The 23,337-nt window shown below is 62.5% G+C and carries 21 protein-coding genes; 8 read left to right on the top strand and 13 right to left on the bottom strand.

All coding sequences use genetic code 11. From position 1 onward, the window contains the following. Window positions 1–6 precede the first annotated feature (6 nt). Entirely contained in the window at window positions 7–201 is a 195-nt protein-coding gene (locus BMI91_RS05270; RefSeq protein ID WP_078604188.1) for a hypothetical protein, read from the bottom strand. A 301-nt stretch (window positions 202–502) separates the two neighbouring features. On the opposite strand from BMI91_RS05270, the gene BMI91_RS05265 reads away from it, so the two are divergent. Continuing rightward, window positions 503–727: a hypothetical protein gene (locus tag BMI91_RS05265; protein WP_078604187.1), complete on the top strand. Its 225-nt coding sequence runs from the start codon at window positions 503–505 to the stop codon at window positions 725–727. A 1,864-nt stretch (window positions 728–2,591) separates the two neighbouring features. Here the strand turns inward: BMI91_RS05265 and BMI91_RS05255 are convergent. The 10 genes from BMI91_RS05255 to BMI91_RS05210 form a co-directional block, all read right to left on the bottom strand. Next, window positions 2,592–4,007: a tyrosine-type recombinase/integrase gene (locus BMI91_RS05255; RefSeq protein ID WP_078604185.1), complete on the bottom strand. Its 1,416-nt coding sequence runs from the start codon at window positions 4,005–4,007 to the stop codon at window positions 2,592–2,594. A gap of 334 nt (window positions 4,008–4,341) precedes the next feature. Next, entirely contained in the window at window positions 4,342–6,210 is a 1,869-nt protein-coding gene (locus tag BMI91_RS05250; RefSeq protein WP_078604184.1) for an SLC13 family permease, read from the bottom strand. A 67-nt stretch (window positions 6,211–6,277) separates the two neighbouring features. Further along, window positions 6,278–7,432: a Gfo/Idh/MocA family protein gene (locus BMI91_RS05245; RefSeq protein WP_078604183.1), complete on the bottom strand. Its 1,155-nt coding sequence runs from the start codon at window positions 7,430–7,432 to the stop codon at window positions 6,278–6,280. After that, window positions 7,429–8,493, bottom strand: a complete 1,065-nt coding sequence (locus BMI91_RS05240; protein ID WP_078604182.1) for a sugar phosphate isomerase/epimerase family protein — start codon at window positions 8,491–8,493, stop codon at window positions 7,429–7,431. The genes BMI91_RS05245 and BMI91_RS05240 overlap by 4 nt, the downstream gene beginning before the upstream one ends. Before the next feature lie 67 nt (window positions 8,494–8,560). After that, complete coding sequence (locus BMI91_RS05235; RefSeq protein WP_078604181.1) at window positions 8,561–9,703, bottom strand: Gfo/Idh/MocA family protein; 1,143 nt, start codon at window positions 9,701–9,703, stop codon at window positions 8,561–8,563. A 12-nt stretch (window positions 9,704–9,715) separates the two neighbouring features. Next, window positions 9,716–10,477 (bottom strand): sugar phosphate isomerase/epimerase family protein, encoded by a 762-nt coding sequence (locus tag BMI91_RS05230; protein WP_078540040.1) that lies wholly within the window; start codon window positions 10,475–10,477, stop codon window positions 9,716–9,718. 34 nt (window positions 10,478–10,511) lie between these two features. Next, complete coding sequence (locus tag BMI91_RS05225) at window positions 10,512–11,603, bottom strand: ABC transporter ATP-binding protein (protein ID WP_078604180.1); 1,092 nt, start codon at window positions 11,601–11,603, stop codon at window positions 10,512–10,514. 4 nt (window positions 11,604–11,607) lie between these two features. After that, a complete protein-coding gene (locus BMI91_RS05220; protein ID WP_078604179.1) occupies window positions 11,608–12,495 on the bottom strand; it encodes a carbohydrate ABC transporter permease in 888 nt (295 codons plus the stop codon). Beyond that, on the bottom strand, window positions 12,492–13,376 hold the full coding sequence (locus BMI91_RS05215; protein WP_078540037.1) for a carbohydrate ABC transporter permease: 885 nt from the start codon (window positions 13,374–13,376) through the stop codon (window positions 12,492–12,494). The genes BMI91_RS05220 and BMI91_RS05215 overlap by 4 nt, the downstream gene beginning before the upstream one ends. A 105-nt stretch (window positions 13,377–13,481) precedes the next feature. Continuing rightward, on the bottom strand, window positions 13,482–14,726 hold the full coding sequence (locus tag BMI91_RS05210) for an ABC transporter substrate-binding protein (RefSeq protein ID WP_078569742.1): 1,245 nt from the start codon (window positions 14,724–14,726) through the stop codon (window positions 13,482–13,484). A 276-nt stretch (window positions 14,727–15,002) separates the two neighbouring features. Here BMI91_RS05210 and BMI91_RS05205 point away from each other — a divergent pair, with 276 nt between their 5' ends. Both BMI91_RS05205 and BMI91_RS05200 read left to right on the top strand, forming a co-directional pair. Then, the gene (locus tag BMI91_RS05205) at window positions 15,003–16,001 is read left to right on the top strand and encodes a LacI family DNA-binding transcriptional regulator (RefSeq protein WP_158522103.1); all 999 of its coding nucleotides are present in this window, start codon (window positions 15,003–15,005) and stop codon (window positions 15,999–16,001) included. A gap of 264 nt (window positions 16,002–16,265) precedes the next feature. Then, on the top strand, window positions 16,266–16,517 hold the full coding sequence (locus tag BMI91_RS05200) for a UTRA domain-containing protein (RefSeq protein ID WP_158522102.1): 252 nt from the start codon (window positions 16,266–16,268) through the stop codon (window positions 16,515–16,517). A gap of 332 nt (window positions 16,518–16,849) precedes the next feature. Here BMI91_RS05200 and BMI91_RS05195 read toward each other — a convergent pair whose 3' ends face one another. Together BMI91_RS05195 and BMI91_RS05190 are read right to left on the bottom strand one after the other, a co-directional pair. Then, window positions 16,850–17,983: a Gfo/Idh/MocA family protein gene (locus BMI91_RS05195; protein WP_078604176.1), complete on the bottom strand. Its 1,134-nt coding sequence runs from the start codon at window positions 17,981–17,983 to the stop codon at window positions 16,850–16,852. Window positions 17,984–17,993: 10 nt separating this feature from the next. Further along, window positions 17,994–18,710, bottom strand: a complete 717-nt coding sequence (locus BMI91_RS05190; protein ID WP_208607947.1) for a GntR family transcriptional regulator — start codon at window positions 18,708–18,710, stop codon at window positions 17,994–17,996. A 92-nt stretch (window positions 18,711–18,802) separates the two neighbouring features. On the opposite strand from BMI91_RS05190, the gene BMI91_RS05185 reads away from it, so the two are divergent. From BMI91_RS05185 to BMI91_RS05165, 5 genes are all read left to right on the top strand, one after another. Beyond that, window positions 18,803–19,957, top strand: a complete 1,155-nt coding sequence (locus BMI91_RS05185; RefSeq protein ID WP_078540032.1) for an LLM class flavin-dependent oxidoreductase — start codon at window positions 18,803–18,805, stop codon at window positions 19,955–19,957. Beyond that, the gene (locus BMI91_RS05180; protein WP_078604175.1) at window positions 19,957–20,847 is read left to right on the top strand and encodes an aldo/keto reductase; all 891 of its coding nucleotides are present in this window, start codon (window positions 19,957–19,959) and stop codon (window positions 20,845–20,847) included. Before BMI91_RS05185 ends, BMI91_RS05180 begins: the two co-directional genes overlap by 1 nt. Then, complete coding sequence (locus tag BMI91_RS05175; RefSeq protein ID WP_425274925.1) at window positions 20,844–21,365, top strand: flavin reductase family protein; 522 nt, start codon at window positions 20,844–20,846, stop codon at window positions 21,363–21,365. Before BMI91_RS05180 ends, BMI91_RS05175 begins: the two co-directional genes overlap by 4 nt. Window positions 21,366–21,447: 82 nt before the next feature. Then, complete coding sequence (locus tag BMI91_RS05170) at window positions 21,448–22,035, top strand: TRAP transporter small permease (RefSeq protein WP_078604174.1); 588 nt, start codon at window positions 21,448–21,450, stop codon at window positions 22,033–22,035. Beyond that, a complete protein-coding gene (locus BMI91_RS05165; RefSeq protein WP_078540029.1) occupies window positions 22,035–23,324 on the top strand; it encodes a TRAP transporter large permease in 1,290 nt (429 codons plus the stop codon). The genes BMI91_RS05170 and BMI91_RS05165 overlap by 1 nt, the downstream gene beginning before the upstream one ends. Window positions 23,325–23,337 lie beyond the last annotated feature (13 nt).

Raw genomic sequence — 23,337 nt, 5'->3', positions numbered from 1 at the left:
GTAGGCTCAAAGGCTGAGGAACTTGATGGATTTTGGCTCGCGGCTCTTCACGAAGCCGACCCGGTCGGCTCGGACTTTCTTGAATACTAAATTCTGATGCTGCAACTCGCTGGGGCTGACCTCGCCTCTCGCCAGGCGCTCTTCATCCTTCGCGCGGCTTCGCGCCTTCTCTTCTTGTCGTTTCCTGAAAAGATCTTCCATGCGGTGCCCTCCTTAACGCTTTATTATAGCCTGAAAGCCCGTGCTTTGTCTCGTTTGATTGGAGGCGCTGGCTGCGCGTATTTGAGATGCGCACCGGCGCGCTCCTCGTGAGCGGCTATCGCGGTTGTCGCAGACGTGCCGACACGGGGAGGTGATCTGCCCTCAGCGCTGCGGCGACAACTGCGACAAGCATCGGCCTCCCTACGCTTCTTCTCAGAGGCGGTTCTGGTGAAGGAATGATTTCGGGCCAGTTTGACTTATTTAGCCCTATCCGGTCTAATTTCGACGGAAGGAGCGCGGTATGGACTGGAATGTGACAGCCGGTATGATCCTGATGGGCGTGTTCGCTGTGGCGGCCTTCTGGATTGTGATGCGTGAGCGCCGGTATATTACCGATGTGGCGAGCCTGAGTGCTGAAGATATTCGGTGGTTCAACGAGCAGCCTCTGTCCGGCGACGCCTATTTTGGCGAAAAGGCAGATGAAGATGGCGACGAGTGGGATGATCCTTCGAGTGGCGCGACCTGAAAGCGATGCTGATCACATTAAAAGCGGGGCATTTCGACCTCTAAGGAGGGCCCCTCTCGCAGGTATCCAGCGGGCCGCAGTCGTTTCGATGCTCTCCCGAACTGCTTCGATCACCCGACGAGTATTCGCGATACGCGCGAGCCGCGTGTTCCTTGTCGATCTAGAGCTCGGCGCCATGTGGAAGCCGCAGGCGCCTCCGCCGGGCGCGATGAGCTTGAGCGTGCCGGCAGGCTCCCCAGTCATGTAGCCGGTGAACCCGACGCCTGCTCGGATTTTCTGCAAGATACGGGAGGCTTCCGGCCTTGGAGAGAACGGGGATCCTCGCAGTCGGTCCTGTGAGCGATTAGAGCAACGATGCCTACAGGTGGAAGGCCGGGGCTCTACGACGCGCGCTGCTTCGCAATGTCTCTTTGAGGCGGCCAAGCTCTTCCGCAAACATGTCACAGACGAATCGATTTATGTGACGTAATTGCAATTTGCGATAATCAGACACCGAGCACCCAAGTTCCGAAAATTTTATGCACGCAATAATTGCGCGGCGATGTGTGGCTTATTGAAATGCAACTCAAGGTGGTGAGGTCGCGTTGCTGGGTGTGAAAATTTAAATTACTTTTGCTATTTCTTAGAAAGCCTGCATTAACCTCTCGGGAAGTGACCTTCGACTGCTTCGGCGCCTCTCGCACAGCGAAAGTTTCTGCGTTTCGAGGCGTTCAACGTTCATAAAATCTACTAACAACACCTCGTTCGTACATTTCAGATATATCAATGCGTGAATTTCAAAAAGCCAAAGGCCGGTCGCTGCGAATTTTTACATGCGAGTCTTGTTCGCATCGGATGCGTTTCGGAGCAAGCCGATGTGGGGCTTGCGGTCGGAGCGCGCCTCTCCTGAACCGGTCCGGCGTGTGGGGCTTCCTGCTGATCTTTGCGATTTTCGTAGGGGTTGTGCTGATCACGCGGTGAGTTGGTCTCAAGAACGGCGCTGCGTTAGCGAAGCTTAGAGGGTGAAAACTTGAATGGTTTAGGTCTTACAAGCCCGCCCATGGTCGGTTTAGAAGCTGTTCTTCTCGTCGTAACTCTTTCCCTCTTGGCGCTCGCGTTGCGGCGAAAGTTGACCATAGCCGCTGCGTGTTTAGTTATTTTTTGTTTTTCGATGTTGGGCGCTCTACTCACCTGGGGGCTCATTCATGCCCCCGATGGATCTTCTTTTCGGGAATTTGTCTGCTATCTGATCGGTGTCTGTGGTGGTTTTCTCGGGCTCTCGCTGTTCATGCTTGTCGTGTCGCCTCACGGATATTTTGTGATGTCTGGCGTCCTCGTCGTTGCGGCAACACTTATGTATTTTGAGGATCTTTCCTACGTTTGGGAGAGCGCGGTGCAACGCGAGACAGCGTTGATCGCCTCGTTGCTTGTCTTTGGGCTGGCAGTTTATCTGGAGGCTACCGAGGGCGTGCTTCGACCGAGGGTGCGACGATTTCGACGAGGTGTTATCTCTCGTTTCGCGTCGAGAGAGCCTCAGCGATAGCGCGGGGGGGCGAAATTTACGCAAGGGGTAACGGTGGTCGCGTGCCTCAGCGTCTCTAGCGCAATCGCGACACAGCGTTTGCCGCGCATTCGGTCCTCGGCGCAGCGACCATGCGGGATTGATGCCCAATTGCTGAAATAGAACGCAGGTCTGCTCACTCTCGCGAACAGAACTTTCGAGTAGGTATAACTTCTGGTCGCGGCGGGTTTCGGATGTCGTTTCCCATTCTAAATTCGGTCCGAGCTGTGATCTAAGTGAGGCTTTAATGCATGTGTCACGTTTTCCAGAAAATGGCGGCTGAGTATTTTAGCAAGCGTTCTCCGCACTAAGACCGCGAATGCTTCAGGCTCCTCTGCGGCTGACAAACTGAAGTTCGTCACCTCGGCACAGTGCGAAATTGCTCCGCGGCCACGAAGAGGCGGGGATCACGGGGGGCAGGGCTTGCAAAGATTTCCTCAAAGAGCGCATTCGCACGTCATATTCGCGAGGCTGATCTTCTAACGCGGCAAATCGTAGAGCGAGTTCACGCTCGATGCTTTCGCAGGAAAGATGGCCGTAAGTCCGGCTCACCGTGTCCGTGTTCGCGTGGCCGAGTTGGCGCGCAACTATGGCAAGCGGCGCGCCGGCTTGCACAAGCTGGCTGGCATAAGTGTGCCGCAACCCGTGGAACACGAATTCATGTGGTAGCCCGGCCTTCTCGACAGCTGCTTTGAAGAGATGCTTGTGACGGGTTTTCCAGATCTGGCCTGCGCCGGTGCGAAAGACGATGTCATCGTCTGCTTTCCCGGCGCATTTGGCCAAGAAAAATCGCATCCCTTCCTCGGGCAGATACACATAGCGTGGTCGCCAGCCCTTGGGGGAGGAGACGTAAATACCAAAGATGTCTTTGCCGACATCGCACACACGAAGCGCTGAAAGCTCGGACACGCGACAGCCCGTGTAAAGGGCTGCGCGCACCAAGTCCGCGAGATCCGGGCGGCATGCGGCGATCAGCTCGCGACACTGTGCGCGGGTAAGGAAAATCTGGCGAGGCACTTCCAAATTCGGGACGCGGTGGATGCAGCGCCAAGAGCGTTCTGAGGCGGTGTGGCCGTTCTCCCATGCCATCTGCATGGCAATTCGCAAGATCCCCAGCAGTGTGTTCAGTGTTCCTTTCCGGCGGCGCAATGCATCCGGGTCGAGGCTTTCAATCTTTACCCTTGCCTTGAGCGCCTGGTTCCCCCGCTTGGGTGGCGTCTCAAGGATGGCACGACAGAAATTGGTGATTGTGTTGCCGGTCAGTTCATCGAGCTGAACTGATCCGAGGCGCGGTAGGATATGAAAGTTGATCAATGCGACCAGTGTCTCAAAGGTGGTTTGGGTCGCAGCGATCCGTTTCCACTCCACGTAGTCGATCAGGGCGTCGCCAACTGTGAAGCCAGTTTCGCTCTTCGAATATCGCAGATGCTGTGTGGTTCCCACCGGATAGCTCGCAGAGGCGATGCCCTGCAATTCCTGCTCGGCGAACCAGGCGCGCGCGAGCGCAATCGCCGCTTCGTAGGAAAGGCCCTGTGAGTTTTCCGAAACTGCGGGTCCGAGCCGCCGCTGCCTATAGCGGCCATCCTTCTTGCGGATCCGAGCGACCCAATGAAGGGGCTTGGCTGGTTTTTTCTCGAGGCCAATGTGACGGCAATATTCGAGAATGTTCCAATAGGGCTCCCGTCTTTCAGGAAGAGCTTTGATCGTCTCGAGGGTGTCGAGCTTCGGGGCGTGATCCATGGGTTACTTCCTCTTGGTCAAGGTTGAGGAAGTATCTTCGTGCCCTGTCCGTTAAGCCATATCGCTCGACATAGTCGAGCAGAACGGCTTCTGCCGTGTCTGCTTGGGTCGGGTCTTTCATTGCATTCTCCTAGCAACTGCACGAGTGGGCACGCTAACAAGTTGAGAGTAAATAGCCCGTTAACACAACGAAGACACTGTTGCGGCCACCCGTGTAAAAGCCAGAAGTGTGCCCGCCGGGCGCAATGAGCCTGAGTGTGTCGGCTGGCCGACAGTGTCGGGCCGATGGCGATGTTCTGGAGGCCTGCCGGTCAGGGCGTGCCTTCGCTGGAGCCTAAAGCGGCCAAACGATCAGCAGCAGCGGCAAGCTTACGGCAACGACGATCACCTCGAGCGGCAGCCCAAGCTTCCAGTAGTCGCCGAAGCGAAAACCGCCCGACCCGAGGATGAGTGTGTTGTTCTGATGCCCGATTGGCGTGAGGAAAGCACAAGACGCGCCGATCGCCACGGCCATCAGGAAACTGTCAGGGTTCACTTGTAGCGACGCTGCAATGCCAAGGGCAATTGGACTGAGAACTGCTGCCGTGGCCGCATTATTCATCAAATCGGAGAGGAACATCGTAGTGATCAGGATTGCCGCCAGAGCCGCGATGGCGTTCCCGCGCGCAACAGTTTCGACCAAGAAACGCGCCAGAACATCTGCCGCACCGGTGGTCTGCATCGCGCCAGCCACCGGGATCAGCGATCCCAGCAGGACGATGACAGGCCAGTCGATGGCTGTGTAGACCTGCCTGGGCGGCACGGTTCGCAGCAGCATCGAGCCCAGAACTCCCAAGGTAAAGGCCACGGATGCCGGCAGCAGGCCGAAGGTGGCAATTCCGATAGAGCCAAGCAAGAGCGCGCTGGCGATGATCGCCATCCGCGCGTTGGGAAGATGCAATTCGCGCTCTCCCAGGGGCACGCATCCGGTCTCATTCATGAAATCTGCCATGATCTCAGCGGGGCCCTGCATCATCAGCAGATCGCCGGATTTCAGTTTCAATGTGCGCAGCCGCACGCGCGGCGAACGTCCTTCGCGTGACACAGCCAGAAGGTTGAGCCCGTAGCGAGTCCGCAGCCGCAGGTCTGTCGCGGACTGCCCGACGATCGTTGAGCCCGGCAGCACCGCGAATTCGCGTAACACGATATCCTCGTCGCGGTCCGAAGGCTTCGTCGCTGCATCGGTGTCCTCGGCGGACTTGTTGCTCTCGGCTTCGTCGTTTTCAGTCTGCGGTGTTGTCTCTCCGGCTTTCCTTTCCGCTCGCGCCGATCCGCTCTCCTCCTCTTCAAGCGTGATGCCGAAGGCCGACAACACTTCGGCCAGCTCTTGAGCCTCGGCCTCCAGGATCAGAATGTCATCCGCCTGTATGCGCCGCCCGCCATGTGGCGCGGTCATCCGCACCTCGTTGCGGATTAGTCCGATGATCTGCGCGCCGCTTTTTTCAATCCCGCGTTCGAACTTGCGCAGGGTCAGTCCCACGGCCTTACTTTTATCCGGCACGCGAACCTCGGTCAGATAGCTGCCAGTGTCGAAACCCGCCGTGCTCATCGGTTTGCGCGCAGGCACGATGCGCCATCCCAGAAGCGCGATGAAAGCCACGCCGACGAAGGCGACCGCCACACCTACGGGGGCATAATCGAACATACCGAACTGCCCCAATCCGGCTTCGGCGCGAAAACCCGAGACGATCAGGTTAGGCGGTGTGCCGACCAGCGTGGTCATGCCGCCGAGGATCGTGCCAAAGGCCAGGGGCATCAGCATCTGCCCAGGTGTCAGGTCCAGCCGCCCGGCGAGCCGGATCGCGATCGGCATGAGAAGCGCCAGCGCTCCGACGTTGTTCATGAAGCCAGAAAGAACAGCCGAAAGAGCCACAAGCGCCGTCATGCTGGTCAGACGGTTCGCCTCGGATGGTAGGACTGCCCGCGCCAGCCAGTCCACCGCCCCGGTATTTTGTAAACCCTGACTTAGTATGAGCACGCAGACCACGGTAATCACGGCGGGATGACCAAACCCCGCAAACGCCGCATCCGCCGGAACCAATCCGGTCAAGACGCAGGCCATCAGCGAGGCCAAGGCAACCAGGTCGTGGCGAAACCTCCCCCACAAGAACAACGAAAGGGTTCCGCCGAGAATCGCGAACAAGGTGATTTGTGGCGCTGTCATCACGGCCTCCTTGCCTCAAAATTAGCGAAGAAGGCGTCCATGATACACGGGGCTATTCATTCATACCTCAAAGCGCTGTCCAGACCCCGCCTGCCTGCGAAGATCGCAACGCCGCCGAGATGAAGCGCATCCCGGCTAGGCCATCCGCCACACCCGGCAGCAATCCAAGCGGCCTGGGCTCGCCGCGCTCATGGGCCAGGATCGCGTCAGCCGCCGCGCTATAGAGGTTGCCGAAGGCCTCGAGGAACCCCTCCGGGTGGCCGGCCGGAACACGGCCCATCTCGGCAACCTCGGGCGTGAGGCCCGGTCCGCCCCGAGACAGGAGATATGGGGGCTCTCCGAAGGGGGACACGCGCAAACTGTCAGGCGCGGTTTGCAGCCATTCGAGCCCCGCCGTCTCGCCATAGATTCGCAGCTTCAGACCATTCTCGTTGCCCGGGGAGACCTGGCTGGCCCAGAGCATACCCTTCGCCCCGCTCGCATAACGGATCAACATCTGCACGTCGTCATCGACCGCGCGCCCTGCCACGAAACTGGTGAGTTCGGCGCAGATCTCGCGCGGCTCGAGCCCCGAGACAAAGCTCGCGAGGTTCATTGCGTGGGTGCCGATATCGCCAAGCGAACCCGCTGCACCGGCCCGCGCGGGATCGGTCCGCCAGACGGCCTGTTTCACGCCATCCGTTCCCACCGGCTCGGTGAGCCAGTCCTGCGGATACTCGACCTGAACGACCCGGATGCGCCCGAGCTGGCCGGCTTCCACCATCGCGCGGGCCTGCCGCACCATCGCGTAGCCGGTGTAGTTGTGGGTGAGCACGAAGAGCGCGTTTGAGGCGCGCACCTCTTCGGCCAGCGCCTCCGCCTCTTCGAGCGTGCGCGTCATCGGCTTGTCACAGATCACGTGAATGCCCGCGCGCAGGAAGGCGGTCGCGACAGGCGCATGCATATGATTGGGGGTCACGATCGACACCACCTCGATCCCGTCGGGCCGCGCCGCTTCTTCTCGCGCCATCACCTCGAAATCCGCGTAGCTGCGCGTGGGGTCCAACTCCAGTGCCGCCGCAGAGCGATGCGCGCGCGCAGGCTCGGAAGCAAGCGCCCCCGCGACCAGCTCGAACCGGTCGTCGAGCCGCGCCGCAATGCGGTGAACGCCACCGATGAAGGCGCCTTCGCCGCCGCCGACCATGCCGAGGCGCAGTTTGCGATGTCCGTCCGTCTCGTTCATGTCTCGCCCTCCAGCCCGAGAATACGGCGATTGGCACCTTCGTCGGTGCCCGCGCCTGCGAAATCGTCGAACGCGTGATCGGTCACGCGGATGATGTGGCGGGCGATGAACTCCGCCCCCTCGCGCGCGCCGTCCTCGGGATGCTTGAGCGCGCATTCCCATTCAAGCACGGCCCAGCCGTCGAAGTCATGCGCCGCCATCTGCGAGAAGATCCGCCGGAAATCCACCTGCCCGTCGCCAAGCGACCGGAACCGCCCCGCGCGGTCCACCCAGGACTGGTAGCCACCATAGACGCCCTGGCGCCCCGACGGCACGAATTCCGCGTCCTTGACGTGGAAGGCCCGGATACGGTCGCGGTAGATCTCGAGATGCTCGAGATAATCGAGCTGCTGCAGAACGAAATGCGAGGGATCGTAGAGCAGGTTGGCGCGGGTGTGATTGTCCACTCGGTCGAGGAACATCTCGTAGCTGACCCCGTCATGCAGATCCTCACCGGGATGCAGCTCGAAACAGGCATCGACGCCGTTTTCTTCGCAGGCATCGAGCAGGGGGCGCCAGCGCGCGGCCAACTCGTCGAAGGCGCTCTCGATCAGCCCTGGCGGACGTTGCGGGAACGGATAGAGGAACGGCCAGGCCAGCGCCCCCGAGAAGGTGGGCATCGCCGAGAGCCCCATCCGGCGAGACGCGCGCGCGGCAAGCCGGACCTGCTCGCAGGCCCATGCCTGCCGGGCCGCGGGCTTGCCGTGCAGCTCGGGTGGGGCGAAGCCGTCGAGCAGCTCGTCATAGACCGAGTGTGCAGCTACGAGCTGGCCGTGCAGATGCGTCGAAAGCTCCGTCACCTCCATTCCGTGGGCGGCGACCGTGCCGATGATCTCATCGCAGTAATCCTGCGAGCTGGCGGCGCGCTCGAGATCGATCAGGCGGCGGTCCCATGTCGGGATCTGCACGCCCTTGTAGCCGAGCCCGGCCGCCCAGCCGCAGATCGCGTCGAGACTGTTGAAGGGCGCATCATCGCCCACGAATTGCGCGAGAAAGAGGGCAGGCCCCTTGATCGTCTTCATCTGGGAATACTCCTGTCGGGTCCTTGCAGGCCAAGCGCGAGGGGACGTCCCCCGCGCTTGGCCGGGTTCAGTCTGGTTTGCGCAAGAGCGCCCGCGCGCCCTCTGGGTCGAGCGCCGGGGCGCGAGTGCAGGTCGTGGTCATCTCCACGAAGCCACCTTCCTCGCCCGAGCGCAGGATCGCCTTCATGATCTCGATCCCGTGCAGCGCGCGGTCGATGGAACACCGCGCCTCGCGGCCCTCGATCACAGAGAGCGCCATATCGGCAAGGCCCGCCGCGCGGTAGTTGGCGACCATGCCATGCGGGTGCTCCTGGTTGGGCTTGCCGAACGGGTGGGCCCAGGGCTCCACGGGCGCGATCTTCCCGTCGCGCCCCGCGATCTCCACCGGGCCGCCGAAGAAGTTCGGATCCGGCAGAAAGAGCGAGCCCTCGGTCCCGTAGAGCTCCATCGGGCCGTGACGGTGCGCCCAGACATCCCAGCTCGTGGACAGGGTGACGGTGGCCCCTTGCGCAAATTCGAGCAACGCATGGATGTTGGTGGGCGTCTCGACATCGATCGTCTCGCCATTGCGCGGCTCAGACGTAATCCTGCGCGTGGGCGTCGCAGTGGAGGTCAGTGCCGCCACCCGTTTCACCGGGCCGATCAGGTTGATAAGGTTCGCAAGGTAATAGGGCCCGAGATCGAGCATCGGACCGCCGCCCGGCTTGAAGAAGAAATCCGGGTTCGGGTGCCAATGCTCCATGCCGTGGCTCATCACATGGGCCGTGCCCGCCGTGATCGTGCCGAGGCGACCCTCGTCGATCAGCGCGCGTGCCTGCTGATGCGCGCCGCCAAGGAAGGTGTCGGGCGAACTGCCCACCGAGAGCCCCTTGGCCTGCGCAAGCTCGCGCAGCGCCTTTCCGTCTTCGGCCGAGAGAACGAAGGGCTTTTCGCTGTAGACATGCTTGCCTGCCTCAAGCGCCGCTTTCGCGACCTCGAAATGCGCCGCAGGGACGGTGAGGTTGATGATGACATCAATCGCAGGGTTCGCGAGGAGGGCCTCCACGCTTTGCGTCTCGACGCCGTATTCCTCCGCGCGAGCCTTGGCAGCTGCCGGGTTCAGGTCAGCGCAGGCGATGAGTTTGATGCCGCGAAAGAGCGGCGCGAAGCCGAGATAGGTGGTCGAGATATTGCCGCAGCCGATGATGCCGATGCCGAGTTCAGTGCTCATGCTACCCTCCCTTCAGAGCTTGCGCGCGTTGTCGATCGAGCCGCGAGCGAAGCGCGCATCGTCGGACGGGTTGTCATGCTCCATCACGAAATGGGCGGCCTTGCTGTCGCGGCGCAGGGCCTCGAGCAGCCGGGCCCAGTCCATGACGCCGGTGCCCACGTCGGCCCAGCCGTCCTCCTCGGCTTTCTCGCCTTCGGGGGCGATATCCTTCACATGGGCGGCGGTGATCCGGTTGCCATGCCGCGCGATCCAGTCGAGCGGGTCGGCCCCTCCGCGCGTGATCCAGGCGATATCGGCCTCCCAGTCGAGGTCGCCCGCAGCGAGGATATGCTCCATCGGCAGCGTGCCGTCGGCGAGCGGCTTGAACTCGAAGTCGTGGTTGTGCCAGCCGAACCCGAACCCGGCGGCGCGGATCGGGGCGCCAGCGCGGGCGAGCCGAATGCCGAACGCCTCCCAGCCTTTCGCATCGGTGGGCCGGTCCTCGGGCATTAGGAAGGGCACGTAGAGCGCCTCCATTCCCAGTGCGCGGGCGATGGCGACGGCGCGGTCCGGGTCGGTCTCCACGACATCGAGGCTGAAATGCCCCGTCGGCATCTTCAGCCCCGCCGCGTCGAGCTGTGCGCGGAACGCCGCGAGCCCATCCGCATCAAGCCCCTCATAGAGCCCGCCGAACCCCTCGACGCTTGCATAGCCTGCCTGTGCCAGCATCCCGAGCGTCTGGTCGAGTGGACCCGCATTGCGCGAACTGTAAAGCTGGTAACTGAAATCGGTCATGTTTCTCTCCTCCTAGGAAAAATCAGGTGCGCACCTAGAGGCGCTTTTCGCTTTGCGTGTCGAAGATCGACGCGCGCGTAATGTCGAAGGCGATGGGGACACGGTCACCGGGGCGGTAGCGTTTGCCGGAGGCGCAGCGCACCGAGAGCTTGGCCTCGCCATAGGTCAGCCAGACGAGGCTGTCCGCGCCCATCGGCTCTTCCAGTTCCACGACGGCCTCGACCTCTGCCGGTTGGCCTGCCGCATCCCGGTCGAACAGCACGTGTTCCGGGCGCACGCCAAGGATCACGTCGCGATTAACCGGCAGGGGGCCGTTGCCGTCATAGCCCGCGAGACCCGTGGCAAAGCCTTGCCCTTCGAAGATCGGGCCGTCTTGTCCGGCGACCAGACGCCCATCGAAAAAGTTCATGGCTGGTGACCCGATGAAGCCCGCAACGAACATGTTGCATGGTCGGTTGTAGATCGTGAGAGGCTCGTCGAGCTGCTGGATCTCGCCGCCATGCATCACCGCGATCCGGTCAGCCAGCGTGAGCGCCTCGATCTGATCGTGGGTGACGTAGATCATCGTCGAGCGTAGTCGTTGGTGGAGCCGCTTGATTTCCACCCGCAGGTCGACGCGCAGCTTGGCGTCGAGGTTGGACAGCGGCTCGTCGAACAGGAAGACATCTGCGTCGCGCACCAGCGCCCGCCCGATCGCGACCCGCTGGCGCTGCCCGCCCGACAGGTTCGAGGGGCGACGCTTCAAAAGTGGCTCGATCTGCAGGATCTCGGCTGCGCGCGAGACGCGCTCCGCGATGTCCTTCTTGGAATGCCGCGCGACGCGCAGCCCGAAGCTTAGATTCTTCTCCACCGACATCTGCGGATAGAGCGCGTAGGATTGGAACACCATGCCGATCCCGCGATCCTTGGGTTCGTCCCATGTGACGTTCTTGCCCGAAATCCAGACCTCGCCGTCGGAGATGTCGATCAGGCCTGCGATCGCGTTGAGAAGGGTGGACTTGCCACAGCCTGAGGGCCCCAGCAGCACGAGGAATTCCCCCGGCGTGATGTCCAGTTGCAGATTGTCGATGACGTCCAGCGCGCCGTAGCTGATGCGCAGGTCGCGGACACTTACGGAAGGTTCCATTGCATTATCCTTTCACGGCGCCGGCGGCGATGCCGCGGACGAACCAGCGGCCCGAGACGAAGTAGACGATCAGCGGCACCAGCGCCGTCAGGATCGTCGCGGCCATGTTGACGTTGTAGGCCTTGGTGCCGGTGGTTGTGTTGACGATGTTGTTGAGCTCGACGGTCATCGGCAGGTGATCGCGCCCGGCGAAGATCAGGCCGAAGAGGAAGTCGTTCCAGATGCCTGTGACCTGCAGGATCGCGGCGACGACGAGGATCGGACCGGACATCGGGATCATCAGTTGGAAGAAGATCGTCCAGAAGCCGCCCCCGTCGATCCGCGCAGCCTTAAACAGGTCCACGGGCACGGCGACGTAGTAATTGCGAAACAGCAGCGTCATTACCGGCAGGCCGAAGATCACATGCACGGTGATGATGCCCGGCAGCGTGTTGTAGAGCGACACTTTCGAGAGCATCCGCACCAACGGGTAAAGGTAGACCTGGTAAGGAATGAACGCACCCAGCAGCAGCACCGCAAAGATCAGGTTGCCCCCGCGCGGGCGCCAGAATGACAGCGCGTAGCCGTTGATCGCGCCCAGCAGGATCGAGAGCGTCGCAGCCGGGATCATGATCTCGAAGGAGTTCAGCACACCCACCCGGATGCCCTCGCAGTTCACGCCCGTGCAGGCATGGGCCCAGGCCGTGGACCAGGGCTTGAGGGTGAAGTCCGTGGGCAGGCCGAAGATATTGCCCTGCTGGATCTCGGGCATCGTTTTGAACGATGTCACGATCATCACGTAGAAGGGCAGCAGGAAGAACGCGGCTGCGAACACGAGAAAGGCATAGATGCCGATCCGGCTGGCGGTGAGCCGCCGGGGCTTGCGCCCGCGCGGTTGGGTCTCAGCGGTCATGACGCCCTCCGGTCCTGGCGGAAATACTGGTTGTAGAGCCACGGCCCCAGCACCACGAGCACGGCCACGAACATCACTGAGGCGGCCGCGGTCGCGAGCGCGATGTTCTGTCGGTTGAAGAGGTAATCGATGACGAATTTGGCGGGCACCTCCGTCGAGATGCCGGGACCGCCTCCGGTCATCGCGACCACGATGTCGTAGACTTTGACCACCGCGATCGCGAGCAGCACCACCGCGGTGACGAACATGCTCGAGAGCATCGGGATCACAATCGAGAGGTAGACGCGCCACGGCGGGATGCCGTCGACACGGGCGGCCTTCCAGATGTCTTCATCCACGCCACGCAAACCGGCCAGCAGGATCGCCATCACAAGACCCGCCGATTGCCACATGCCGGCAAATCCCACGAGATAGATCGCCCGGTCACCGCGTGACAGCCAGTCGAAGGTGAAGCCGTGCCAACCCCAGTTCTGAACCGCCTGCTGGATGCCCAGCGTCGGGTTCAGAATCCAGGCCCAGACGAGGCCTGTGACGATGAAGGACATCGCGTAGGGGTAGAGGAAGATCGTGCGGAAAATCCCTTCCCCCTTGATCCTCTGATCGAGGAACACCGCCATCAGGAAGCCGAGCACGAGACAGCCGATGACGAAGATCAGGCCGAAGATGGCGAGGTTCTCGACTGAGATCGTCCAGCGGGAAGATTGGAATAGCCGGTCATATTGCTTGAATCCGACGAAGTCGTATTTGGGCAGGATGCCGGAACTGGTGAAGGAGATGCGGATCGTCCAGAGGATCGTGCCGATATAGGCGAAGATGACGATGATCCATGTCGGGACGAGCGCAACTTGTGCGCTCAGGCGGCGCAGTCGAAGCGGCTTCATGTCGTGATGTCCTGTCTCGTGACGGTCTCGGGAGGGGGCGCGCGCCCGGGGAGGCTGGGCGCGCCGGGGCCGCGACCCCAAGGGACGGATCGCGGCCCCGTCCGCTTAGCCGCCGATGATCTGGGCGAAGCGGTTCACGAAGTTCTCGGGCGTCTGGCTCTTGTCGGTGAAGAACGAAGCCACGAGATCGGTTATGGAGCCGCTCATGTCGGGCGAGATCAGGATGTCCGAACTGGGCACGTAGTCGCCCTTCTTGAGCAGCGCGAGCCCTTGCTGCGCGCATTGGTCCATATCCTGACTCGGCACGTCCTTGAGCACGGGCACCGCGCCTTTCTTCTCATTGAAGGCCAGCTGCACCTTGGGTTCGAGCAGCACCTTGGCAAGCAGGTCCTGTGCCTTGATCTCGGCCTTGTCGTTCAGCTTGGGGAAGACGAAGACATCGCCGCCGACCCAGTAGGTATTGTGCCCCAGTGCCGGAATGCAGCCTACGTCCTTGCCGGGCACTTTGTTCTGGAGTTCCATCTCGCCCTTGGCCCAGTCGCCCATGAAGTTGAAGCCGGCCTTGTCGTTGATCACCAGCGCGGTCGCCTGGTTCCACTGCCGACCCTGCATCCCGCTATCCACGTAGTCACGCAGTTTGCCGAACGTCTGAGCGACCTTGAGGAACTCCGGGGATTTCACCGCCGCGACGTCGCGATCCTTGAGCACCTTCATGTAAAGGTCCTTGCCTCCCTCGCCGATCATGACGTTGAAGAACGTCAGGGCTTGCGTCCAGGCGCTGCCCGCCTGCGCGAGCGGGATCACGCCCTGCTTCTTGAGCGCGTCGAGATCGGTGAACAGGTCGTCCCAGGTCTTGGGTGGCTCGACGCCCGCTTTCTTCAGCAGTTCGGGCGAATACCAGAGCCAGATGTTGGAGTGGATATCGACCGGCACGGCATACATGTGCCCATCTTGGCTCACCGCGTTCAGCAGCACCGGGTTGATCTTGTCCTTCCAGCCATATTCCTTCGCCAGCGGATCTAGGTTGCGTAACAGCCCGTTCGAGACCAGCTCGTCGAACTGCTTGCCGGTGTTGAACTGCATGGCGGCAGGCGGATTGCCCCCGATGATGCGGTTGATCCCGTCGGCGCGCGCGGAATCGCCGCCGCCCCCGGCAACCGCGGCATCGACCCATTTGCCGCCCTGCGCGTCGAACGCCTTCTCGAATTCCTTGACCGCGGCATGTTCGCCGCCCGAGGTCCACCAGTGGATCACCTCTGCCTTTTCGGCCGCCTGCGCCTGTGCTGCGGCGAGACCGAGTGCCAGAGATGCGGCGATGCCGAGGGCGTGCCGTCCTTTATGAGCTTGCATGAATTCCTCCCAGAATTGATCGCGACTCCTCAATCGCGCGTCTCGACGTCATCGGGGATCTATCCCGTATGCAATCGATTACATTTTACGCTAATCGCGCATGTAATCGATTGCAATCATGAAATTTCCGAGTAAATACAGGAGGTGTAGCGCTCTGCCACTGGTGAACGCGGACCGGCAGGGCCTATAGAGAATGAAGCGAAAGGGACGAATGTGAGCGGTGAGTCGGGTGAGGGCGGAATGGCGGGGGCAGGGGCGAGTGGCCCGCGCCACACGATGGCCGACGTGGCGCGCCGCGCCGGCGTCTCGACCGCTACGGTGTCGCGAGCGCTCACCCGTCCCGACCAAGTCAGCCCCAAGACTCGCGAACTGGTGCATGAGATCGCCGAGGAGCTCGGTTTCCGCCCCAACCTGATCGGGCGTCAATTGCGCGCCCAGGCGGCCAATTCGCTACTGATCCTCGTTCAGGACCTTGAAAACCCGTTCTACGCCGAGCTGATCAAGGGCGCGGAGTATGTCGCGCGGGAGCGTCAGTTTTCGGTGGTGGTGGGCGGAACGGATGGGCTCGAAGACGTCGAACGTCTCTACGCCGAACAGTATCTGGGGCGGCGCGTGGACGGCCTGATCCTGCTGACCGGCCATCTGCCCGCGGGCCTCTCGCGCAAGATGGCCGAGCAGGGCCCGGTCGTGCTGGTGTCAGAGGATAATCCCGAACTCGCGCTCTGCGCGGTGCTGGTGGACAATGTCGGTTGGGCCGCGCAGGCGGTGGCCCATCTTCATGCGCTGGGACATCGCCGGATCGCGCATCTGTGCGGCCCGATGGCGCGGATCATCAGCCGCGAACGACGCGAGGGGTATCGGCGCGCCCTCTCGCAGGCAGGACTGCCAGCGGATCCCGCCCTCGAAGCGCCGGGGGATTTCAGCTTCGAGACCGGACGGCGCGCAACCCGCGCCCTGCTTGCCTTGCCGGATCCGCCAACCGCAATCTTCTGCGCCAATGACGAATCCGCCCTGGGTGCGATCCGTGCTGCACAGCAAGTCGGTCTGGACGTGCCGCGCGACCTCTCCGTCATCGGCTTCGATGACACGATGCTGGCCGAGATCTCCGACCCGCCGCTCACTACAATTCGCCAGCCGCGGCAGCAAATGGGAGCAGTCGCGGCCGAGATGGTGATCGACATGCTCGAAAACGGGCCGGGGCAGTGCGCCCGTCGGATCCTCGACTGCGAACTTGTCGAGCGCAGCACTGTTGCCGCCCCGGCCGCGAAAAGCTGAGGCGCGATCCGAGTGTCCTCAAAGCACAGCGATGTCGCTGTCGAATATCTTCAGGCCCAGGCACCAGCTCGCTTGAATGGCCCCGTGTATCGTAGACGTCTTCTTCGCTAATTTTGAGGCAAGGAGGCCGTGCGTTAATCGGTTGGCGCGGGGTCCGCGGATCTAAGCCATTGAAGTCAAATGTTTTATTGCCTCTGCGACCGGTGGCTTTGCTGTGGGCGCAACAAATGTATTAAATTCAAACGCTCGCAAAAATTCGGGCCCTTGAGCCCCAAGATCGAAGAAGTGGACCTATCGAAGAAGCACCCGAATGGCTGGCTCGTCCGGCAGACACCCTATACTCCCGGCAGGATGGAATTCCTGGCGGAATCTGCCGGGGCGGCTGCAAAACCTCTTGTCTGCGCGCCCGACGATCCGGTGCTCACGATGCTCCGGGTGACCTGGCTCGATGCGCAACCGATTACCTATGCGCGGCAAGCCTTCTCGCCGTCTCATCGGATGCGCCTGGAGCCGTGAAGGGGGGCGGATCAAACGTTAACTTGTCTTCAATCGCGACTGGGTGAACCGCCAGTGGCTGGTCAGATTCACGAGATGAATCCCTCACAGGATTTGTTCAGCAGAGCCCCACCAATCGGCCCCCCGCTTCGAACGGGCAAGTTTCCGGTGATCAGATCGGGTCTATTCCGCGCTTGCCGATGTTGTGGCGCGGCCTGAGCTCGCAGTGCGGCTAACCAAATGACCGCGAGCTCGAGGGGTGGCCTCGGTCCGATGTAGCAAGACTTCTCCGCTGTGCCTTCTCGAGGGAGGGCACAGCGGTTTTCGTCTTCGGGGAGCGTCGCTTGTGGCGTTCAGGCGTCTTGGCTCACGCGCTGCCAAGGCTGGTCGGCGAGGCGCACCACCTCGCTGGTCTCGATCGAGCGCTGCACCGCTTGGCCGATAGCGACGGCAGCCCAGCCATCTTCCAGCGTGACCTCAGGCGCGCTGCGCTCCCCGCGCACGAGGGCGATGAAGCCTACATGCTGGTGATAGGTGGACCCGTTGTGATCGCCCGCGGCGAGCAGTTCCTCGGGCACCGGCAGCTCGCGCTCCACCGGGCCTTTCGGATCGCGCGGCGAGATCACCAGTTTCGGCACCGGCGGCGCGCCCAGATGCGCGGGCCAGAACCGGGTCGGGCCGGGCACCAGCGCCTCGATCTTGCCCTTGGGTCCGACGGCGGTGACCTCCTCCTGATAGCGCGCGCCCTCGGCATACATGCACAGCTCCAACATCGCCCGTGCGCCGCTTGCGAATTCGATGATGGCATATCCCGCATCGAGGATATCGGGCGCGTCGGCCTCGGTGACGTGGTTCACCGGGGGCGGGGCGGAGGCCATGACGCGCACCGGCTCGGATTTCAGGGCAAGCCGCATCAGGTCGAAGAAATGGCAGCATTTCTCGACGAAGGTGCCGCCCGTGTAGCGGTTGAAGCGATTCCAGTTGCCGACCTTGAACAGGAAGGGGAAACGGTGTTCGCGCACGGTGAGCATGGTGATCCCGCCCGTCGCAGCCTCGGCCTCGTCGAGGAAGGCCGCGATCGGCGGCATGTAGCGATATTCCATCGCCACCCAGACCGGGGCGGGGTAGTTGTCGCGGAAGGCTTGCAGCCGCTCGGCATGGGTCGGATCGGTAAAAAGCGGCTTTTCCACGAGCACCGGCAGCGGGCGGGTCGCGGCGATTTCTTCAAGCTGTTCGAGATGTCGGAAATTTGGACTGGTGATCACGAGGCAGTCGAGCGCCTCCACCGCCAGTAAATCGGCCATCGATCCCACCATCTGCGCCCCTGGGGCGAGCGTCTGCGCCGCCTGCGCCATCTTCGCGTCAGGCTCGAAGATCGCCGCGACCTCCGCCCCGTCCAGCAGCGCAATATTGCGCAGGTGTTCCTGTCCCATCATGCCGCAGCCGATCATGCCGTAGCGAACGGGTCCCGTCTTGGTGACGCTCATCCGAGCCTCCTCATCTCATGCGTTGAACGTAATGTGCGCGGCTGGTGTCGAACCATGTGCGCGAAAATTCGACCGGGGCAGGGCCGTCGGCCCAGCTGAAGCGCTCGATATAGCCAGCGGTCTCACCGGGGCGGCAGGCCAGTTCCGACGGCCCCCAGTCCGGCATCGGTGCGAAGCTCACACGATCCTCGGCGCTCGCGATCCAGAAGCCGAGCGCGCGTTGGTAATAGGCGTAAAGCGAGTCTTCGAGATCCTCGGCCTTCACCTCGCCTTTCGAGGCGTCGAGCCAGATTTCCTCCGCCGCGACCGGCGTCTCGTCGAGGAAGCGGAGGCGGCGCACCCGGCTCGCGCGCTTGGACGTGCCAAACTCCGGCAGGTCGGGGGGCTTGTCCATCACATCGACCGAGAGGATGCGCGCATTCGGAAAGCCGCCGCCCGACAGGAGCTCGATCCGCAGCATGGAGTAGAAATGGTCGCGCAGGTTGCGGGTGCGGATGTAATTGCCGGAGCCCTGCACGCGCTCCAGCAGGCCTTTTTCTTCCAGATCCTCCAGCGCGCGGCGCAGCGTGCCCACTGCGATCTTCAGCTGCGCGGCCATCGTCCGTTCGGGGGGCAGGCGCTCCCCGTCGGTCAGCCGGCCCGCCGCGATATCTCGAATCAGCACTTCGGAAACCTGCTTGTAGATCGGCAGTCCGGTGCGCTCTGATCCTTGATTTGCCTGTGTCACTTGGTCGCCTCAAAAATTGATACAGTATTGATCTATATCAAGGCGGCTGCTAAGTGAAGGGAAATCGAACGGGAATCGCGAGGGAGGAACGCATGACTGTTGTGCCGGTGAGATCGGGTGATCTCGATGCCGCGGAGGTGTCCTGGTTTTCTGCCCTGTGTTCGGATGATTACCGCTATCTCGGCCAGCCCGAGGGCGATCTCCGCTCCAGCTGGGCGCATTGTTCCGACATCGTGCGAGAGGCCGAGCGGCAGGGCTTCCGCAACATTCTGTGCCCGTCGAGCTATCAGGTGGGCCAAGACACGCTGAGCTTTGTGGCCGGCGCCAGCCAGATCACCAACCGGATGAATTTCCTCGCCGCCGTGCGCTGCGGCGAGATGCAGCCGATCATGCTGGCGCGCACCATCGCGACGCTCGACCATATGCTCGAAGGGCGTCTGACGGTGAATATCATCTCGTCGGATTTCCCGGGCGAGAAGGAAGAGAGCGAATTCCGCTACCAGCGCTCGCGTGAAGTGGTCGAGATCCTCAAGCAGGCCTGGACCCAAGACGAGATCAATTACGAAGGTCAGGTCTACAATTTCAAAGGCCTCACGACCGACCCGGCGAAGCCCTATCAGCAGGGCGGCCCGCTTCTCTATTTCGGCGGCTATTCCCCGGCGGCGGTCGAGCTGTGCGCAGAGCATTGCGACGTCTACCTGATGTGGCCCGAGACGAAGGAAGAGCTGGAAGGCCGGATGAAGGTGGTCAACGAGGCCGCCGAGCGGCACGGGCGCGTTCTCGACTACGGGCTGCGAGTCCATGTGATCGTGCGCGACACCGAGGCCGAGGCGAAGGAATACGCGCAGGAACTTGTCTCGAAGCTCGATGACGAGGAAGGCCGGAAAATCCGCGAGCGGGCGCATGATGCGGGCTCGCTCGGCGTGTCGAAGCAGGCGCGCAACCGCGAGATCGCGGATGAGAGCGGCTATGTCGAGCCGAACCTCTGGACCGGGGTGGGGCGCGCGCGTTCGGGCTGCGGCGCGGCGCTGGTGGGCTCGGCCGATCAGGTGCTCACGAAGCTCGAGGAATATCGCAAGATGGGCATTCGCGCCTTCATCCTGTCGGGCTATCCGCATATCGACGAGGCTCGCCAGTTCGGCCGTCTTGTGATGCCGCATCTCGACACGGTCTCGCTGCCCGAAATCTATGGTCGCGTCCCGATGGGGCCGCCGGCAACACCGCTCGCAGAAGGGGAACGCCGCTAATGGAAAAGATCGACCTTACCTCGGATGTCGCGCTCAGCCGGATCGTCTATGGCATGTGGCGGCTCGCCGACGATGCCGATACCTCGCCCGCCCATGTGCGCGCCAAGATCGACGCCTGTCTGGCGCAGGGGATCACCACGTTCGACCATGCCGATATCTATGGCGGCTACACGGCGGAGGGGGTCTTCGGCGCGGCGATGCGCGAGGATCCGTCGCTGCGCGATCAGATGGAGATCGTCACGAAATGCGACATCATCGTCGCGGCGGGCCGTCATTCGCATCGCAAGGTGAAGCATTACGACACCTCGCGCGCGCATATCGAAGCCTCGGTCGAGGCCTCGCTGCGGGAGCTGGCCACCGACCGGATCGACCTGCTGCTGATCCACCGCCCCGATCCGCTGATTGATCACCACGAGACTGGGGCTGTGCTGGATGATCTGGTCGCCTCGGGCAAGGTGCGCGCGGTCGGCGTGTCGAACTTCCGCCCGTGGGACTGGGAGTTGCTGCAATCGGGGATGAAGACGCCGCTGGTGACCAACCAGATCGAGATTAGCCTCGGTTGCCTGCAGCCCTTCACCAATGGCGATCTGGCCTTCCACCAGCGTCAGTCCCAACCCCCGATGGCGTGGTCGCCACTGGGCGGCGGCGCGCTGATGACGGGAGAGGGTCGCGTGCAAAGCGTTCTTGATGAGATCGCGCAGGCGCAAGGCGTAGATCGTGCAGCTGTCGCGACCGCTTTCCTGCTGGCGCATCCGGCGCGGATCATCCCGGTGATGGGGACGAACAATCTCGAGCGGATCGCGAAGCTTTCCGATGCGATGAAGGTGCAGATCGACAGGGAGACGTGGTTCCGCCTCTACGAGGCCGGGCTCGGTCAGGAGGTCCCATGATGAACGCAACCCGCCAGTTCACCCCGCGCACTTTCGTGCCGGGCCCAGAGAATACCCGCTTGCTGCGCGACGCCTTCGGGCGGTTTGCCACGGGCATCACCATCGTGACCGCCGCCAGCGAGAACGGCCCTGTCGCGATCACGGCGAACAGTTTCTCTTCGGTCTCGCTCGATCCGCCGCTGGTGATCTGGGCCCCGGATCGCAACTCGCGCCGCTTCGTGCATTTCGAGAACGCGGAGCATTACGCGATCCACGTGCTCGCCGCCGATCAGGACGATCTGTGCTTTGCCACGACAAAGAATGCCCATGCGCTGCTCGATCACGCCTATCACCTCAACGATCATGGCGTGCCGCTGATCGACGGCTGTCTCGCGCGCTTCGAATGTCATCGCGTAGCCTGCCACGAGGGCGGCGATCACCTGCTGGTGCTGGGTCAAGTCGAGCGCGCGGTGATGCGCGACGATGGTGACGCGCTGGCCTTCTACCGTGGGCAGGTGCGGCGGATCGAGATGAACTGAGGCGCTGACATATCCGGCCCGGACCGCGCAGGAGGAGCGTGGCGCCGGGCCTCCAAGGGATCGCGAGGGAGGAAACGCGCGCATGACCCTGCTGACAATTCTGGTGAGACCGCTCGTCCGGCTGAACGACATCCTGCTCGCCATCGGACGGTGGGCGGGTGTCTTTGCCGTGGCGGCGATGGTCATCGCGATCCTGATCCAGATTTGGTTCCGCTATGTGCTCAATAGCGCGCTACCCTGGCCCGATGAGGCGGCGCGGTTCTGCATGTTGTGGATGGCGGGGCTGATGGCGCCCTCGGCGTTTCGCTCTGGCGGCTTCGTGGCGATCGACATGCTGGCGGTGATGCTGCCCAAGCTGGTGGGGCGCACGCTGACACTGGTGCTGCTGATGTTCTCGCTGCTGGTCTCGGTCGCGGCTTTGAAACTCGGCTGGGCCGGGATCACCGGCTTTGGCGGGAAATTCGCAACCGCCTCGCTCTGGGTGCCGGAAAATCTGGCCTTCGACGCTTGGATTCGCGTGCCGCGGAGCTGGATGATGGCCTCGCTAGTGGTGGGCTTCGCGCTTCTCGTGCTGGTCAATATCGAGCTGATCCTGCGCAATCTGCTCGCCTTCCGCACCGGAGACGATCCGCTGCCGCCGGTCTGGTCCGTCGCCGGAGGGGCCGAGTGATGCTGGTCTGGTTCCTGCCCCTTTTCCTCGTCCTGATCCTGATCGGCTTCCCGATCTTCTTCGCGCTTCTGGCAGCGCCCGGCGCGATGCTGCTCCTGAACGGGCAAGAGCGCGATTTCGCGCTGCTTTACCGCAACCTTTACAACGGGATGGACAGCTTCCCGCTGCTCGCGATCCCGTTCTTCATGCTGGCGGGCGAGATGATGAATTCGGGCGGCATCACGCGCCGTCTGGTGGAGTTCTCGGAAGCGATGATGGGCCATCTGCGCGGCGGGCTCGCGCATGTGAATGTCCTGTCCTCGATGCTGTTCGCGGGGCTTTCGGGCTCGGCGGTGGCCGACACTTCGGCACTGGGTTCGATGCTGATCCCGGCGATGGAACAGCAGGGCTACACCCGCAAATTCGCCGCCGCCATCACCGCGGCCAGCTCGGTGATTGGCCCGATCATCCCGCCTTCGGGCATCATGATCATCTACGCCTATGTCATGGGCCAGTCGGTCGCGGCGCTGTTCCTCGCGGGGATCGTGCCAGGGGCGCTCGTCGGTATCGGGCTGATGCTGATGGTCAAGTTCATGGCCAACAAACACGGGTTTCCCCCCGCCTCGAAGAAACACACCTGGCCCGAGCGCGGGCAGGCATCCTTGCGCGCGTTTTTCCCGCTGATGACGCCGGTGATCATTCTAGGCGGTATCTTGGGCGGTGTCTTCACGCCGACCGAGGCGGCGGCAATCGCCGTGGCCTATGCGCTGATCGTCGGTCTCTTCATCCTGCGCACGCTGCGCTGGGGCGACCTGCCGCATATCCTGATGCGGGCGGGGCTGACCTCTTCGGTGGTGCTTTTGCTGGTGGGCGCGGCGATGGCGTTCAAGACCGTCGTCAGCCTTGCGCACGCCCCCGAGGCGCTGGCGGAATTCATCCTCGGCCTGTCGCAGAACCCGCTGATCCTGCTGTTCTTGATCAATATCCTGCTGTTCATCGTGGGCATGTTCCTCGACGCGGGCCCGGCGATCATCGTGCTGGGACCGATCCTCGCGCCGATCTTCACCGGGCTCGGCGTCGATCCGATCCATTTCGCGATCATCATGAGCGTGAACCTGACCGTGGGCCTCGCGACGCCGCCGATGGGGCTGGTGCTGTTCGTCGCCGCCGCCGTCTCGAAAGAGCGGGTCGAGACCATCGCCCGCGCGATCCTGCCGTTCCTCGCGGTCGAAGTGGCCGTGATCTTCCTGATTACCTATTTTCCCGCGATTTCGATGACCATCCCCCGCCTGACGGGGTTCGCCAACTAAGACAAGACTGAAG

The sequence above is a fragment of the Thioclava sediminum genome (genome assembly GCF_002020355.1).
In the GTDB taxonomy this organism is placed as follows: domain Bacteria; phylum Pseudomonadota; class Alphaproteobacteria; order Rhodobacterales; family Rhodobacteraceae; genus Thioclava; species Thioclava sediminum.
This window is presented reverse-complemented; position numbering and strand designations above follow the sequence as displayed.

Excerpts from the sequence above, each read along its gene's own strand:
- BMI91_RS05215 (WP_078540037.1), bottom strand. The coding sequence starts at position 13,376 with ATGAAGCCGCTTCGACTGCGCCGCCTGAGCGCACAAGTTGCGCTCGTC.
- BMI91_RS05225 (WP_078604180.1), bottom strand. The coding sequence starts at position 11,603 with ATGGAACCTTCCGTAAGTGTCCGCGACCTGCGCATCAGCTACGGCGCG.
- BMI91_RS05205 (WP_158522103.1), top strand. The coding sequence starts at position 15,003 with ATGGCCGACGTGGCGCGCCGCGCCGGCGTCTCGACCGCTACGGTGTCG.
- BMI91_RS05230 (WP_078540040.1), bottom strand. The coding sequence starts at position 10,477 with ATGACCGATTTCAGTTACCAGCTTTACAGTTCGCGCAATGCGGGTCCA.
- BMI91_RS05170 (WP_078604174.1), top strand. The coding sequence starts at position 21,448 with ATGACCCTGCTGACAATTCTGGTGAGACCGCTCGTCCGGCTGAACGAC.
- BMI91_RS05165 (WP_078540029.1), top strand. The coding sequence starts at position 22,035 with ATGCTGGTCTGGTTCCTGCCCCTTTTCCTCGTCCTGATCCTGATCGGC.
- BMI91_RS05235 (WP_078604181.1), bottom strand. The coding sequence starts at position 9,703 with ATGAGCACTGAACTCGGCATCGGCATCATCGGCTGCGGCAATATCTCG.
- BMI91_RS05245 (WP_078604183.1), bottom strand. The coding sequence starts at position 7,432 with ATGAACGAGACGGACGGACATCGCAAACTGCGCCTCGGCATGGTCGGC.
- BMI91_RS05270 (WP_078604188.1), bottom strand. The coding sequence starts at position 201 with ATGGAAGATCTTTTCAGGAAACGACAAGAAGAGAAGGCGCGAAGCCGC.
- BMI91_RS05175 (WP_425274925.1), top strand. The coding sequence starts at position 20,844 with ATGATGAACGCAACCCGCCAGTTCACCCCGCGCACTTTCGTGCCGGGC.
- BMI91_RS05240 (WP_078604182.1), bottom strand. The coding sequence starts at position 8,493 with ATGAAGACGATCAAGGGGCCTGCCCTCTTTCTCGCGCAATTCGTGGGC.
- BMI91_RS05180 (WP_078604175.1), top strand. The coding sequence starts at position 19,957 with ATGGAAAAGATCGACCTTACCTCGGATGTCGCGCTCAGCCGGATCGTC.
- BMI91_RS05250 (WP_078604184.1), bottom strand. The coding sequence starts at position 6,210 with ATGACAGCGCCACAAATCACCTTGTTCGCGATTCTCGGCGGAACCCTT.
- BMI91_RS05185 (WP_078540032.1), top strand. The coding sequence starts at position 18,803 with ATGACTGTTGTGCCGGTGAGATCGGGTGATCTCGATGCCGCGGAGGTG.
- BMI91_RS05220 (WP_078604179.1), bottom strand. The coding sequence starts at position 12,495 with ATGACCGCTGAGACCCAACCGCGCGGGCGCAAGCCCCGGCGGCTCACC.
- BMI91_RS05265 (WP_078604187.1), top strand. The coding sequence starts at position 503 with ATGGACTGGAATGTGACAGCCGGTATGATCCTGATGGGCGTGTTCGCT.
- BMI91_RS05255 (WP_078604185.1), bottom strand. The coding sequence starts at position 4,007 with ATGGATCACGCCCCGAAGCTCGACACCCTCGAGACGATCAAAGCTCTT.
- BMI91_RS05210 (WP_078569742.1), bottom strand. The coding sequence starts at position 14,726 with ATGCAAGCTCATAAAGGACGGCACGCCCTCGGCATCGCCGCATCTCTG.
- BMI91_RS05195 (WP_078604176.1), bottom strand. The coding sequence starts at position 17,983 with ATGAGCGTCACCAAGACGGGACCCGTTCGCTACGGCATGATCGGCTGC.